Origin of the sequence: Saliniramus sp. (assembly GCF_035311605.1) — a bacterium.
In the GTDB taxonomy this organism is placed as follows: domain Bacteria; phylum Pseudomonadota; class Alphaproteobacteria; order Rhizobiales; family Beijerinckiaceae; genus Saliniramus.
Map to the genome: position 1 here is coordinate 1 of NZ_DATGCW010000293.1, position 14603 is coordinate 14603.

11 protein-coding genes are annotated in these 14603 nt (G+C 66.8%); 2 read left to right on the plus strand and 9 right to left on the minus strand.

Annotated features, from left to right (window positions below):
* Together VKP01_RS13075 and VKP01_RS13080 are read left to right on the plus strand one after the other, a co-directional pair.
* Positions 1 to 543 (plus strand): FkbM family methyltransferase (locus tag VKP01_RS13075; RefSeq protein ID WP_324412975.1); only part of this gene is annotated, 543 nt, incomplete at its 5' end.
* A 54-nt stretch (positions 544 to 597) separates the two neighbouring features.
* On the plus strand, positions 598 to 888 hold the full coding sequence (locus VKP01_RS13080; protein ID WP_324412977.1) for a HigA family addiction module antitoxin: 291 nt from the start codon (positions 598 to 600) through the stop codon (positions 886 to 888).
* 9 nt (positions 889 to 897) lie between these two features.
* Here the strand turns inward: VKP01_RS13080 and VKP01_RS13085 are convergent, their stop codons facing one another.
* From VKP01_RS13085 to VKP01_RS13125, 9 genes are all read right to left on the minus strand, one after another.
* Complete coding sequence (locus VKP01_RS13085) at positions 898 to 1788, minus strand: DUF1194 domain-containing protein (protein WP_324412979.1); 891 nt, start codon at positions 1786 to 1788, stop codon at positions 898 to 900.
* Positions 1789 to 1925: 137 nt separating this feature from the next.
* Complete coding sequence (gene serA, locus VKP01_RS13090; protein WP_324412981.1) at positions 1926 to 3173, minus strand: phosphoglycerate dehydrogenase; 1248 nt, start codon at positions 3171 to 3173, stop codon at positions 1926 to 1928.
* A gap of 68 nt (positions 3174 to 3241) precedes the next feature.
* On the minus strand, positions 3242 to 3694 hold the full coding sequence (locus tag VKP01_RS13095) for a DUF3429 domain-containing protein (protein ID WP_324412983.1): 453 nt from the start codon (positions 3692 to 3694) through the stop codon (positions 3242 to 3244).
* Positions 3695 to 3848: 154 nt separating this feature from the next.
* On the minus strand, positions 3849 to 4691 hold the full coding sequence (locus VKP01_RS13100; protein WP_324412985.1) for a TIGR02186 family protein: 843 nt from the start codon (positions 4689 to 4691) through the stop codon (positions 3849 to 3851).
* Between the two features lie 5 nt (positions 4692 to 4696).
* Positions 4697 to 5614, minus strand: coding sequence for a sulfite exporter TauE/SafE family protein (locus VKP01_RS13105; protein WP_324412987.1), 918 nt, complete (start codon positions 5612 to 5614; stop codon positions 4697 to 4699).
* A 112-nt stretch (positions 5615 to 5726) separates the two neighbouring features.
* On the minus strand, positions 5727 to 10595 hold the full coding sequence (locus VKP01_RS13110; RefSeq protein ID WP_324412989.1) for a hypothetical protein: 4869 nt from the start codon (positions 10593 to 10595) through the stop codon (positions 5727 to 5729).
* 325 nt (positions 10596 to 10920) lie between these two features.
* On the minus strand, positions 10921 to 12222 hold the full coding sequence (locus tag VKP01_RS13115) for a L,D-transpeptidase family protein (protein WP_324412991.1): 1302 nt from the start codon (positions 12220 to 12222) through the stop codon (positions 10921 to 10923).
* A 244-nt stretch (positions 12223 to 12466) separates the two neighbouring features.
* Complete coding sequence (locus tag VKP01_RS13120; protein ID WP_324412993.1) at positions 12467 to 13420, minus strand: acetyl-CoA carboxylase carboxyltransferase subunit alpha; 954 nt, start codon at positions 13418 to 13420, stop codon at positions 12467 to 12469.
* A 127-nt stretch (positions 13421 to 13547) separates the two neighbouring features.
* Positions 13548 to 14603: GMC family oxidoreductase (locus tag VKP01_RS13125; RefSeq protein ID WP_324412995.1), on the minus strand; the 1056-nt coding region annotated here is incomplete at its 5' end.

Genomic DNA, 14603 nt, shown 5'->3' on the forward strand with positions numbered 1-14603 from the left:
CAGCCGGGCGCCATGCGGGCGCTTCGGCTGATCCATGGCCGCGACGCGGGTGTGACGCTTTTGCAGGCCGCAGCCGGTCCGCAGCCGGGGGAGATCACCCTGCATGTCAACAGCGCCAATCCCACCGTGAGCACCGCCTCATCGGAATTTCTGGAGGCCGCCGCCGGCGCGCCGGGTTGGGAGGGGCAATCCTGGGATCACGCGATCACGGTCCCGCTGGTCAGCCTCGACAGCCTGATCGCGCAATACGGCATGCCCGCTTTCGCCAAGATCGACGTGGAGGGGTTCGAGGCCGCGGTGCTCGCCGGGCTCAGCCAGCCGCTGCCGGCGCTCTCCTTCGAATTCACCACCATCCAACGCGCGATCGTGCGCGACTGCCTCGCCCAGCTCGCGCGGCTGGGGGATTACGCCTTCGATTTCGCCCTCGGCGAAAGCCAGACGCTGACTGGCACATGGCGTGATGCCGATGCGCTGACGGCTGCGATCGATGCGCTCCCGGTGCACGCGAATTCAGGCGATGTGTATGCAAGGTTGCAAAAATAGTCTTTTTGTGACATTGCTGTAAGCTCTGGCGCGTAAAGGTGGGGAGATTTCGAGATGTTGGACAGGCTAGCTCCGCCCGGCGCAATCCTGCGCGAGGAACTCGCGGAAGCCGGGGTCTCACCGACGACGCTGGCGCGGGCGATCACCGTTCCGCCCAACCGGATCAGCCAGATCATCGCCGGCAAGCGGGCCGTGAGCGGGGATACGGCATTGCGGCCGGGGCACTGGTTCGGCACCTTCGCGCCGTTCTGGCTCAATCTGCAAATCCAATACGATCTCGCCGTGGCCGAGCGCGAAGCGAGTGCCGAGATCGCCGCCCTGCCGCGTCTCCAGCCGGCACCCTGACGCGTGCCCTCACTGCATCTGATTGCGCTCGCGCCAATCCTGGAACATCCGTTCGCCGATCAGGCAATCCGCGCCCGGGCGCTCGCCGGCGCGGTGGATCAGGGGGCGGGGCGGCGCGAGATCGGCGATTTCGAGGATGAGTTTGCGCCGGATGGCATCGGCGAATTCCGCATGGGCGCGCAAGGGCACGATGAAGGCGCCGGGGCCGCCGATGACGCAATCGATGTAATAATGGTCGAGATCGGGGATATCGAGCGCCCCGCCGCGCGCGAGCATGATCGGCAACCCGTTGATGGTGATGCCGGCATCAATCGTCTCGTTGCGCGCGATGGTGACGATGCGTCCCTCATTGTTCGGCCCGTCGCCGGACATGTCGATCACCCGGCGCAGGGGTGTTGCGGGCAGCGTCTCGAAAAGCGAAGCCGCCTCGGCGAGTGCCGCCGAGATCGAGGTGCGGCGGGTGCGGCGCAGGGGCTGTTCGGCGAGGAAATCGGCAAAGGCTTCAGCATCGTCCGGCCCGTCGATGATCCGCCACGGCGCGATCACCTCCCGGGTCGCGGCCCCGGCCCATTCCAGATAGCTCACCGCGATGCGCCGATGCGGTCCGGCGGCGATGGCGGCATGCACGCGCGGATCGCGAAAGGCTTCGACATAGCCGTCACGCTGCAGGGCGAGTTCGTGCATGGTCATCGAGAAGGAGATGTCGACGGCGAGCACCAGCGCCACATCGACGGGATCGGGATCGGAGGCCGCGGCTCTTGCCGGCGACGGCAGCGCGATCAGGCCGGCCACGAGGGCCAAGAACTTGACGGACAAGAGCGCCAGCCATGAGGCACGCCGCGCCGCGCGGACCATGCCGCGATGTTGCCGGAACCGGGCTTCGTGCAAAGCGCGCAGCATCATCACACTCCTCACGATCACGCGTGATCGATTCAGGGTGCCTTCACGGGGCGCGGAAGGCAATGCGCGCCGCTGTCCCGGCCCGATAAAGTGAATCAAGGGTTAACGCGGAATCCTCGGGCCACCCCGCGCGCTGCTCAATCGCGCACATACAGCACGCGCGCGCGGATCGTAGCCTCCAGCGCGCGCAATTCGGCGAGCAGCCCGCGTGTATCCGGGGGCACGGCGTCGAGTTCGACAACCACATAGCCGAGCTCGCCCTGCGTCTGGAGGAATTGCCCGACGATGTTGAGGCCCTTGCCGGCGAAAATATCGATGATCCGTGCAAGAATGCCGGGCGTATTGCGGTGCACATGCATGAAACGCGCCCCGTGCGGGCGAACGGGAAGCTGTACTTCGGGGAAGTTCACGGCCCCCATCGTGGCGCCGATATCGGAGTAATCCACGAGCTTGCGCGCCACTTCCGCGCCGATCCGCTCCTGTGCCTCCGCCGTGGAGCCGCCGACATGCGGGGTGAGGATGACGTTGTCGAGCCCTTGCAGCGGGCTGCAAAAAGGCTCGGCATTCGAGCCGGGTTCGACGGGGAACACGTCGACCGCCGCGCCGCGCAGATGGCCCTCGCGCAACACTTGCGCGAGCGCGTCGAGATCGATGATGCTGCCGCGTGCGTTGTTGATCAGGAAGGCGCCCGGCTTCATGCGGCGCAATTCGCGCGCGCCGATCATGTCCCGCGTCGCCGGCGTCTCGGGTACGTGCAGGGTGACCACATCGGCCTCGGCGAGCAGGGCGTCGAGGGAATCGACCGGCTCGGTATTGCCGTGGCGCAGGCGTTCGGTGTGATCATAATAGATCACCTTCATGCCGAAGCTCTCGGCCAGCGTCGAGAGCTGGCTGCCGATATTGCCGTAGCCGACGATGCCGAGCACCTTGCCGCGCACCTCGTGGCTGTCATTGGCGGATTTCTCCCAGCCGCCGGCATGCGCGCTGATCGAACGCGGGACGGTGCGCCGCATCAGCATGACGATCTCCGCAAGCGTCAGTTCGGCCACGGAACGGGTGTTGGAAAAGGGTGCGTTGAAGACGGGTATGCCGCGCCGGGTGGCGGCATCAAGATCGACCTGGTTGGTGCCGACGCTGAAACAGCCGATGGCGATGAGCTTGTCGGCGGCCTGCAGAACCTCTTCCGTGATCTGCGTACGCGAGCGGATCCCCAGAATATGCACCCCGGCCACCGCCTCACGCAAAACCTGCGCATCCAGCGCCTTGGGCAGATGCGTGATCGTGCCGTAACCGGCATTGCGGATCAGCGTGACGGCGGAATCATGGACGTTCTCCAGGAGCAGGATCCGGATCTTGTCCTTGGAAAGGGAGAGCGGCTTGGTCATGAATGCATCCTCGCGGCGGTCATCACCGGGAGGGCTTCGCAGGACCGGGCGCGGGAATCAACCCCGTATCACCCCGCCAATGCGGCGAGGATCAGGGCGGCGGCGGCCCCACCGGCGAGGATCAGGCGCAGATTGCCGAACCATTCCGGTGCATTCTCGCGGCAGACCATGCCGTAATCGATCAGCCCCGCGATCACGATCAGTGCGGCGAGGCTGCCCAGCTGCCAGGAGGGCGGCAGCAGCAGCGCGCCCCAGGCCAGCAGCGCCGGGATCACCGAGATCACGTATTCGCGCCCGGCATTCGCCTGCTCCTCCATCGTCACGGCGATGCCCCAGCGAATCCCGCCGGTGAAGGAGAGGATCACCGCGCCATAGGCGGCAAGGGCGAAGCGCAGGCTGTCGGGAGCGGCACCGAACCCCATGCCGGTGACCAGCGCGAGCGCAAGCAGCCAGAAGGGGGCGAGCCCGGCGAGGCCGAGCATGCGGGGAAAGGGCGGGATGGTCTTGGCGCTCGTGGTCATGATCTCTTCGCGGCGGTTTGATCGGATCCGAAAAAGGCCGTCATCATGCGCCCCGTGCGCTGGCCCCCGGGCGAGACTTAACGCCTGCCGCCGTGCTTGCAAGGGGAAAGGCGTGTCGTAACGGTGCTGCGGTCGGAAAATAGCGCGGCGTCCCTCAGTCCCTGCGGAAGATCACGCTCGCAATCCAGCCGAAGAACATCGCCATGAGCACGGTGAGAAGCCCGTAGGCGGCGGCCCGCGTCTCCGCCCAGACCGCGACGCGCTGCTCGAAGCCGGTCTTGACCAGTTCGAAATTGGTGATGTCGCGCGACAGCTGGACCCCGTCGGAGAAGAGCAGTGTCTCGACCTCGTAATTCCCCGGAGGCGCCCCGGCAGGCAGGGGAATCGCGGCGCGGAAAATCATCGGCGTGATGAAAGTCACCCCGCGTCCGATCTCGAAATACTGTCCCTCCTGCATGCGCAGGCGGACCAGCGCCTCGGCATATTCGGGGGGCGCGTCGCGCGGTTGCAGCAGGGCTCCTGACTCCCCGGATTCGCTGCGGGGGGCGATGGTCGGATCCAGATCGAGCTGCAGGCGCATACGCATGAGTTCACTCGTCAGTTCATCGAGCGGCCGCGAGGAAAGGATGGCGAGGTAGCGCGGGATGTCCGCGAAGGTCTGTTGCGTGCGATTGATCCAGATCGGCCCGAGCCGCTCCTTGCGGCGCACCGTCACCGCATCGACGCGCGGCCCGCGCACGATCACGGCGGCATCGTAACCGGTGGTGCGGGCGATGGTCTGTTCGTCACGCTGCACGGCACCAAACAGGGTGATTTGCGAGCCGGTATAGTTCGAGGTGATCATCACCTGATGGTTGGACAGGGAGATCACCAGCCCCTCGGCGCGGGCGGTATCCGCCGCCGCCAGCGCGATGAAGGCTGCCAGGGCAGCAGCCAGAGCATATAGAAGACGCGCGGCGGCGCCGGTGCGGACGGCGGCGGGGCGATCAAGATGCATCCGCTCTAGCCTCCATTCGCGATCGAGAACAGCTCGGTCGGGCGCAGCACCAGTTCGATGGCGAAGCGCAGGCCGACGCCGAGGATCAGCAGGGCCAGCAGGAAGCGGAACATATCGGCCCGCAGATGCCGGCTGGCGCGGGCGCCGAATTGCGCGCCGAACACACCGCCGATGATCAGGATGAAGGCGAGCACGGCATCGACGGCCTGGTTGGCGATGGCATGCAGCAGAAGGGCGGCCGTGCTCGCCCACAGGATCTGGAACTGGGATGTACCCACCACCATGGATGTCGGCACGCGGAAGAGATAGAGCAGGGCCGGCACCATGATGAAACCGCCGCCGATACCCAGCACCGCGCCGGCGAATCCGACAAAGAAGGCGACCCCGAGAAGCGGGATCACGCTGGCATAGAGCTGCGAACGGTGGAAGCGCATGCGCAGCGGCAGGCCGAGATAGGCGGGATGCTCCCCGGCCCGCCTGCGCGAGCGCACCTTGCCCCTGCGGCTCGACCAGAATTCCTTGAGGCTCTCCACCAGCATCAGCCCGCCGACCACCGAGAACAAGGTCACGTAGGAGACCACGATGACGATATCGAGCTGGCCGGCGGCACGGGCGGCGGCGAAGAACCAGATGCCCAGCCCGGTCCCGACCAGCCCGCCCACGGTCAGCAACGAGGCGAGCTTGATATCGAGTGCCTTGCGCCGGAAGGCGGCGAGGCCACTCGTCGTGGAGGAGGCCACGATCTGGGCCATCTGGCTGGCCACGGCGATGGCCGGCGGGATGCCCAGAAAGATCAGCAACGGCGTCATCAGGAAGCCGCCGCCGATACCGAACAGGCCCGATATGAATCCCACCGCCGCGCCCAGCCCCAGAAGGAGGAAGACACTGACCGACATTTCGGCGATGGGAAGATAGATCTGCACGGGCGCGGTACCTTTATCGCCACCATACGCGACGAACCGGCACGGGAATCAAGCCCCGCACCGGTGCACATGTGCTTTTTCACCACCATATGGCAGTGATGTGACGCCCGCTTCAGCTTGCGGGATCGATCACCAGGGCCTGGCGGGACGATTGCGGCCCCGGCATGCGCATCGGCATCGCCACGTTATTCGCTGCCGGATCCGGCTCTCGGGCGCGCCAGACCTCGACCTCGGCTTCGGCCATGGCCAGTTCACGGGCATCGAGCCTTGCGGCGACTTCGTCACGTTTTTCCGCCGCATCCGAATCGCCCTCCCGGGCGGCGATGGCGAACCATTTGTAGGAACCCGCCAGATCCTGCTCGGTCCCCATGCCGCGCGCCTTGAGAACGGCGAGGTTGTACTGGCTGTCGCGGATGCCCAGTTCCGAGGCCTTGCGGAACCAGTCGAGCGCCCCGGCGAAATCCGGACTGCCCTGCACGCCCTCGGCCATCAGGACAGCCAGATTGTGCATGGCGCGGGCATTGCCGTTCTCCGCCGCCCGCTGATACCAGAGGCTGGCCAGCGCGTAGTCGCGGCTCACGCCGATCCCCTTCTCGTAGAGATTGCCGATCCGGTACTGCGCCGGCACCAGACCGTGCGCTGCGGCGCGCTCGAACAATCTGGCCGCGAGCGCGGGATCGCGCGTCATGCCGCTGCCGTCTACCGCCAGATTGGCGAAAGCGTAGACTGCGGCCACGTCGCCGGCCAGCATGGCGTCGCGGATATCCGCCGGACCGCGCCCCGAGGGGATCTCGTCGGCCGAGACGATGTTGGGATAGAGCTCGCTTTCCGGTGCGAGCACCCAGCCTGCCTGATTTTCCGAATCGGCTTGTCCTGAAGCGACCTGCCCGACATCCCGGCGCGGCGGCAGAACCGGGATCGATCCATCGGCGCTGCGCGCCGCATTGCCACCATTGAGCAGGGTTTCCATACCGACGATGCTCGGCAGGGCGCCGGGATCAAAGCTCTCGTTTGCCGGCGACCCGGGATCGATCGAGGCGGTTTCGCCCGGTTGCGCATCCGTTTCCGCGGTGATGATGCCCGCATTCGCCGTCTCCAGTGCGGGGGCGGCTTCGGGGAGCGCGTCGTCGGGGCGCGCGTTCCCGGTTTGCGTGGTCCGCGCATCCGCGATATCGGCCAGAATCGCGTCGGTATCATCCTGTGCGACTTCCGCGATCCGATTGCGCTCGTCGCCTTGCATCAGATGCGGGGCGATCTGGAAGGCACCGGCTGCGAGAACCACCGCCGCAGCCGCCATCAGCAGCGGGCGGCGGCGCGATCCAGCGCCGGCTTTCTCGGCCGCCTTGGTGCCCGCAGTCCGCGCGGTGCCCGGCTTCGACGCCGACAGTTTGCCGTCACCGGCGACGCCGCGTGCCTTGTCGCGCACATCCCGGGGGGGGTCCTTGCGGGTCGCGGCGGCGGCTTCCGCTGCGGCATTCTGAGCGGCGCGCCGCGCGGCGGCGATGAAGTTCGCCTTGATCTCTGCCGATTCCGTCTCCGCATCCTGCGCGCCGGATTTTGCGGGCGCCTGACCGGGGCGCCCGGCACCGGGCTCGATCAGGGTGTCCTCGCCGAGCGAGCCGACCGTGGCGAAGGGGCGATCGGCATCGTCGAAGCCGTCCGTCCGGAAATGGGCACTGACCTCACCCGCAATGACGGGACTCGCCTTGATCTGAGCGGCATCAGAGGGCTTCAGGCCGTTTGCCTGCTTGCCATTCGCCTGCGCGGCCTGGGCCGGGGCGCCGCGTTGCGCCTTCAGCTGGTCGAGAAGCTGGGCCGGCGTCATCGGTCCGCGCGGCGCGTCGGCATGCTCCGCAGCCTGCGCTGCTTCTGCGGCCTTGGCGGGTTCGGTCTTGGCGGGTTCAGCCTTGACGGGTTGGGCCTTTGCAGGTTGGGCGATCCTGCCCTGATCCGCGACCTTGCCGCGCGCGGCGGGTTGCGGCGCGCGTGCCTTGCTTTCCAGAAGTGTCAGCCGCTCGACCAGCTTGTCCAGCGTGCCCTGGACGCTGCCGAGCGTGTCCATGCTGCGCTGTTCCGCAGCATTCTGGAGATCCTTCAGATCGGCCAGCGACCTGCTGAGGAAGTCGATTTCGCCATGCGAATCGCCCTTCGGCAAGGCTTCCAACGTATCGGCAATGGCGGCTTTGGCCGCGCGTTCCGCCGCCTCGACGGCGCCTTCACGCATGCTCTCGATCTGCTGCATCAGATCGTCCATCGCCTTGTCGAGCGGGCTCGGCTCGGCGCCGGCATCGCGTTCGCTCTCAAGGCGCTTCGCGATCTCGGAGATCTGCGCTTCGAGGGCGTCGATTGCCTCGAGGCCGGCATTGGGCTGCTCGGCTGCATCGAGCCGGGCGGCGAGCTGATAGAGCATCTCCTCCAGCGGTCGGACTTCACTGCGCAGGTCGACGGCGCGCAGATTCTCGTCGATCTGGTCCATGCGCTCCATCAGCGCCTCGAAACCGACCGGGGGCCGGGCGCTCGACGAGGCCATGGCCGCTTCGAGATTGCTCTGCAGCTGCTTGAACTCGCGCTCGAAATCCGGACGTTCGCTGTTGCCGATACGATCGATCCGGGCGGCGAGCTCGTCCAGCCGGGCGAGCACTTCCGCCGGTACTTCCGGGGCGGTATTGCGGGCCTGCCAGGTCTCATCCAGCTTGCGCTCGAGTGCTTCGATCTGGCGCGCCACGGGGCTGAGATCGGTATTCGCCGGGCGGGCGGCGAGCTCGTCGATCTTGGTGTTGAGGCTTTCGAACTGCCGGACCAGCACGCCGAGTTCCGCACTGCCGGCCTGGGGCAGGTTCTGCAGGTCGGTCGACATTGCCGCGACCTCGCGCGCCATTGCCTCGGCCTGCGGGCCACTCAGCCGTCCCGCGAGCTCCTCGAGCCGTCCGGCCATGCTCTCGACCCGCTCGCCGAGTGACGTGAGCTCCGCGCGGCTGTCATTGGAAGCGATTTGCGAAATCCGCCCGGCCAGATCCTCGTATTGACGCCCGAGCAGGGAGAGGTCGGCCTGCGGCATCCGCTCGGAGAGCGTGTCGAGCTTGCCGGACAGGTTGCCGAACTGCTCGCGGATCTGATCGGCATCGGCCTGCGTCGCCCGCGACGCCTTGACCGCGCCGCGAATGTCGTCGACGGCGCTGCGCAGGGTGGCGAATTCCACCGCGTCGATCTGGCCTCGCGCCATATGGCCGACCCGATGTGACAATTCCCGCAGCTGCGCGTTCAGCTCGTCGACACGGCTCGGATCGGCGAGCTGGCCGTAGAGGCTGCGCATGGCTTCCAGTTCACGGGTGAGCGTCGCGGCGAGTTCACGATCGGAACTGCCCAGCGTCTCGATCTGGGCCGAGAGCTTGCGGTAATCCTCGGCGATCCTCGCATGGACGCCTTCGGCGGTGACCTCGGCAATGCCTGCGATCTCGGTCTGCACGCGCTCGATCAGTCCGTTGATACGCGCGAGTTCCTTGTCGCGACCGGCATCGGCGGCGCGGATGGCCTCGCGGGTCAGTTCGGACAGGGATTCCTCGAGATCGGCGAGTTCGTCGTTGCGCGCGAGGCCTTCGAGCTTCTGCGACAGAGCATCGAGATCACTGCGAACGTCCTTGCCGATATCGGCAACGGCACGCCGGCTTTGCTCGCCCTCGCGGCTTCCGGTCTCGTTCACCGCCTGCAACTGGGCGCCGAGGCGGGCCACGTCACCGCGCAGGGTGGAGAGCATCTCCTCCGTATTGCGCCGGCTGGTATTCTGGTCCTCGGCATCAAGCGCGCTCTGGCGGGCGCGGATTTCGGCCACCGCGCTCTGGAGTTCCGCAGCGAGGCCGGAACGGGGACGTTCGCGCGCGGATTTGTCGGTGCTCTCACCACGCGCGGGATGGCGCGCCTGCGCCTCCTGACTGCGCGAGTTGGTTTCGGCGAGCTTTTCCGTGATCGCGGCGATGCGATCCTCGAAGGAGCGCAGGGCGTTCTCGATGGTCTCCTGCTGGCGTCCGAGCAGGGCCTGCGCTTCCTCCTGGGCGCGGCGCTCGGCTTCCTGTGCGGCCTGTTCGGCTGCATTGCCGCGATCCGCGTCGCGGCGGGTCTGTTCCGCCTGGGCCGCGCGGGCCGCCTCGATCTCGGTCCTGGTCTGGGCCTGGCTCTCGCTGAGCCGGGCCAGATGCGCCTCGACCTTCTCCACGGCCTGCAAGGCGGCGCTGATGGAGGGCTGCTGGCCGTCCACGACCTTGTGTTCGATATCGTCGAGGCGCTTGGTCATCATGGCCAGCGCTTCACCGAGCACGTTCGCGGTATGGTCCTGGCGCTCGAGCGCCATGCGTGTGCTCTCCGAGAGCGTGCGCGTGCTCTCGTTCATGCGGTCTTCGTTGCGCTCGATCCAGCGCACCACGGAATCGAGCGCCTCGGCGGTGCGAGCATTGGATTCGCGGCTGCGGCGCTCGGTCTCTCCGGCCACGGCACTGACGATGGCGTCAATGCCGCCGTGCTGGGCGCCGCGTCCGTCGGTACGTCCCTCTGCGCGCCCCTCGGCACGTCCCTCGGGGGAACGCCCTTCCGCGCGCTGGCCGGCGGGAGCCTGGCCGCGTTGGCGCGTCGCCTTGTTGATGCGTGCGGCAATGGCGTCGAGCTCGTCATAAGCCGAGCCGTAACCCTGAGGCGCCTGGCTGCGGGCGGGAGCGGCGCGCCGGCGAACCGTGGGTGCGGGCTCCGCCGGTTCGCGCTCGGCATAACCGCGCTCCGGATAACTCCGTTCGGTGTAGCCGCGTTCGGCATAGCCGCGCTCCGGATGGCCCCGTTCGCTGAAAGCGCGGGTGGCGCGGTCGGAGATCGTCGCCTGGAGCCATTCGTCGAGGCTCATGCCCGAGCGGCGCGCCGCTTCACGAGCAGCATCGCGTGTATCGGGATCAAGTCCCTCCAGATACCAGGGGGTATTGCTCTGGACGTTGTGCCGCATCGCTGCGCTCTCGAACGGTGGGACAGATTGTTCACCCGGTTCCGGCGCCGCCCCTTCGCGCCGGACCCCGATCCGGTATCAGCTGATTCGACCGCGTGGCCGATCCGGCTTTCTCCGTCATCGTGAGGTGAGTCTTTCGCGTTAGGGTAAACAAGAGGTTAAAATCTCATTCATTGATTGTTAAAATTAATACCCCGTTGACCATAAGGCGTGCTTCCGGCAAAGGCTGCGCCGTCCCCGACGGGGACGATGCCTGTCAGGGGAAGGGTTGACGATTTCTGGCAACCAGTAATCGGCGCGCGCGAATCAGTGGCGACTCGCGCACTCAGCGGAATGATGTGTAACGGGCATCGCCATGAGGCGTCAGCGGCTGCGCGCCGTTGAGCATGTGGGCGCCCCGTTGCGGCGGCGTCGGAGTTTCCGCCGCCTCCGGCTGTGTCTGTTCTTCGCCTGACAGACGGTCACGCGAAAACAGGTTGCCGAACAGACGCTGATGCAGCGGCCGGGTCGGCGCCGCATCCTCGCGAGTCACGCTGGTGACACCACCGTCACCCGCCTCGGCGGAGCGCGCGGCGGACGGGGCGCTCGGTGCGGGGGTCTGTCTATGCGCAAAGGCCGTCGCTGTGGATGATTCAAGCGGCTGGCCGTCCGACCCGACGGGAATGGTCCGCGGGCCGGCGGCGATCGCATCCGGGCGCGAGACCTGGCCGAGGCGCTGTGCACGACGCGAAAGCTGTGATGCATCAGTGGCGCTGGCGAAGGCCACGGCCTGATCCTGGAACGACGGGTGGCTGGCGCCATCCTGATAGACGAGACGCACGGCGGGCGTGCCGCGCTCGATCAATTGCGCGATACGCGCCTCGTCACGGTTACGGCGCTCGGCCACGGCCTGGGTGACGCGCTCGTCCGTCGGCGCGCATCCCTGCGTATTGAAGGAATAGCGTCCGTTGCAGACCTCGACCTGCGGCGGGCTCTGCGTAACCTTGAAATGATCGTGCCCTTCCTTGAGATTGTGCCAGAAGGCGATGTTCTCGTCATAACGCTTTTGCGCCAGGTTCTTCGGTGTCATCCGGAAAGGAAACGACTGGACCTGGAAACCGCGCTGACCCCCGGCAAAGGCCTCGCGGGCGATGGCGTAGATCTCGGCCACGGTTTCATCGGTCATGGCGAAGCAGCCGGCCGAGGTGCAAGAGCCGTGCACCATCAGGTGCTTTCCGGTGCGCCCGTGCTCGCGGTCGAAACGGTTGGGGTAGCCCAGATTGAAGGAGAGGTAATAGGCCGAATTCGGATTCATCAGATCCGGCGTGACCGTATAGAATCCTTCCGGCGCCTGCCGGTCACCCTCGCGCTGCTTGGGGCCGAGCTGGCCGGACCAGCGGCAGATCGGGTAGGTCTTGAGATGCGCGTAGCGCCCGTCGGGACCTTCCTTCCAGATCTCGAGCTCGGCTTCCTTCTTGAAGATGCGCATCATGATCGGGTCGTCTGGCGCCATGCCGTTGCGCTGCATCAGCGCCACCGTCTCCGACGGGATGGGCTGGAGGTGCCGGTTCGACGAAACCGTACGATCGGCGCTGCAGGCGCCGAGGGCGATCGTGATGCCGGCGACGAGCATCAAACGCTTCAACATGGGGTCCCCGCTCCATAATGCGTTTCCACCCCCGTATCCGCCACGCCCGCCGGTCTGTCATTTCGACCCTAACGGACGCGACCTCTTACGACGGTGACCCATCTGAGTATGATCGTTACCGTTAGCGAAGCGTTACCGCAAGGGGGCAAGAGGGGGGTAGTACGGGTAAACGTGGTTAACAAATGCTTGATCAGCCTAGCATCCGACGCTGCGGGGCGTGCCTGGGCGCCCCGGCACGGCGCGCTCAGAGATTGCGCCCGATGGCGAGGAACTTGTCGGCACGGTGGGCGCGCAGGGCATCTGGATCCTTGCCAGCCAGATCGGACAGGGCAGCGGCGATCGCATCGCCGGCGGATTCGATCACCGCCTGCGGGTCACGATGGGCGCCGCCGATCGGCTCCTTGACGATGCGGTCGATCACGCCGAGCTTGAGCAGGTCCTGCGCCGTGATCTTCATGTTGGTCGCCGCATCCTGGGCGCGCGCCGAATCACGCCACAGGATCGAGGCCGCGCCTTCCGGCGAGATCACGCTGTAGATGGCGTGTTCGAGCATCAGCACCTTGCTGGCGGTGGCGATGGCGATGGCGCCGCCGGAGCCGCCTTCGCCGATCACCAGGGCGACGCTGGGTGTTCCGAGGCCGAGACAGGCCTCGGTGGAGCGGGCGATCGCCTCGGCCTGGCCGCGCTCTTCCGCCTCGATGCCCGGATAGGCGCCCGCCGTATCGACGAAACTCAGTACCGGCAGGCCGAAACGGTCGGCGAGTTCCATCAGCCGCACGGCCTTGCGGTAGCCCTCGGGCCGGGCCATGCCGAAATTGTGGCGGATGCGCGCCTGCGTGTCCGAGCCCTTCTCCTGACCGATCACGCAGACCGCTTCACCGCGAAACCGCCCGAAGCCGCCCATCACGGCTTCGTCCTCGCCGAACTTGCGGTCACCGGCCAGCGGCGTGAAATCGCTGATCAGCCCCTCGCAGAAATCGCGGAAATGCGGGCGCTGGGGATGGCGCGCGACCTGCGTCTTCTGCCAGGGCGTGAGCGCGGCATAGATCTCCAGGAGCGCCTGCGAGGCCTTGTCCTCGAGGCGCGTGACGTCGTCGGAGATCGCCACCGCATCGTCGGCCTCGCCCATCCGACGCAGTTCCTCGACCTTGCCCTCGAGCTCGGCAACGGGCTTTTCGAAATCCAGATAAGTACGCATGCGGTTCCGCTGATAGACCATCAAAGCCGCCGCGCGGAAGGCGAGGCGTGCGGGCGCGGACACTGACCGTAAGCGCAGGCCAAGTCAAGATTTTGTGACCCGGCACAATATGACGGGTTGCCCCGCTTCAGCCGCTGCGCGCATCCGCGAGAATCATGTCGGCGGCTTTCTCCGCGATCATCATCACCGCCGCCTGCGTATTGGCGGAGACGAGATGCGGCATCACCGCCGCATCGGCGATGCGCAATCCGGCCAATCCGTGCACCCGCAGGCGCGGATCGACCACGGCGCCGGGGCCCTCGCCCATGGCGCAGGTGCCGACCGGGTGATAGATTGTCTGTCCGGTCGCGCGGGCGAAGGCGATGAGATCCGCATCCTTGCTGCAATCGGGGCCGGGATTCATCTCCTCACCCAGATAAGCCCGCATCGGGGCCTGCGCCATGATCTCGCGGGCCATGCGCATGCCCGCCGCGAAGGTCTCGCAATCGACATCGTCGGTGAGAAAGCGCGGGCTGATCCGCGGCGGCGTCAGCGGGTCGGGGCTCACGGCATGGATATGGCCACGCGAACGGGGCCGCAGCTGGGTGACGCCGATGGTCATGCCAGGACGCTTGTCGAGCACCCGGTCGGCGGCGTTCGCATAGCTCGCATGTACGAAGAAATATTGGACGTCCGGCGTTTCCAGCTCGGGGCGGGTGCGCACGAAACCGTGGGCCATGCCCGTGGCGAGGGTGAGGATGCCGCGCCGGGTCAGCAGATACTGCGCGACGGCCCGCAGGAGGCGCCAGCCACGGGTCTGCTCGTTGAGGGTGACCGGCTGCGTGACGCGCCAGTTCATGCGGGTGGCGTAGTGGTCCTGGTAATTCGCCCCCACCCCCGGCAGGGCATGGCACACCGGCAGGCCCGCCTGCGCGAGCACCTGCGGATCGCCGATGCCGGAGAGCTCCATCAGATGCGGGCTCTGGATCGCGCCGGCGGTGAGGATGACCTCCCTGCGCGCCTGCGCGTGTTCCTCGATGCCGGCGCGACGGTAGCGGATGCCCTGTGCGCGGCCATCGGCCAATGTCAGGCGTGTGGCGGTGCAGTCGGTGCGCAGGGTGAGATTGGGCCGGCGCATGGCGGGTTCGAGCCAGGCGCGATACGCGCTCCAGCGCCGCCCGTTGCGCTGCATCACCTGATAATA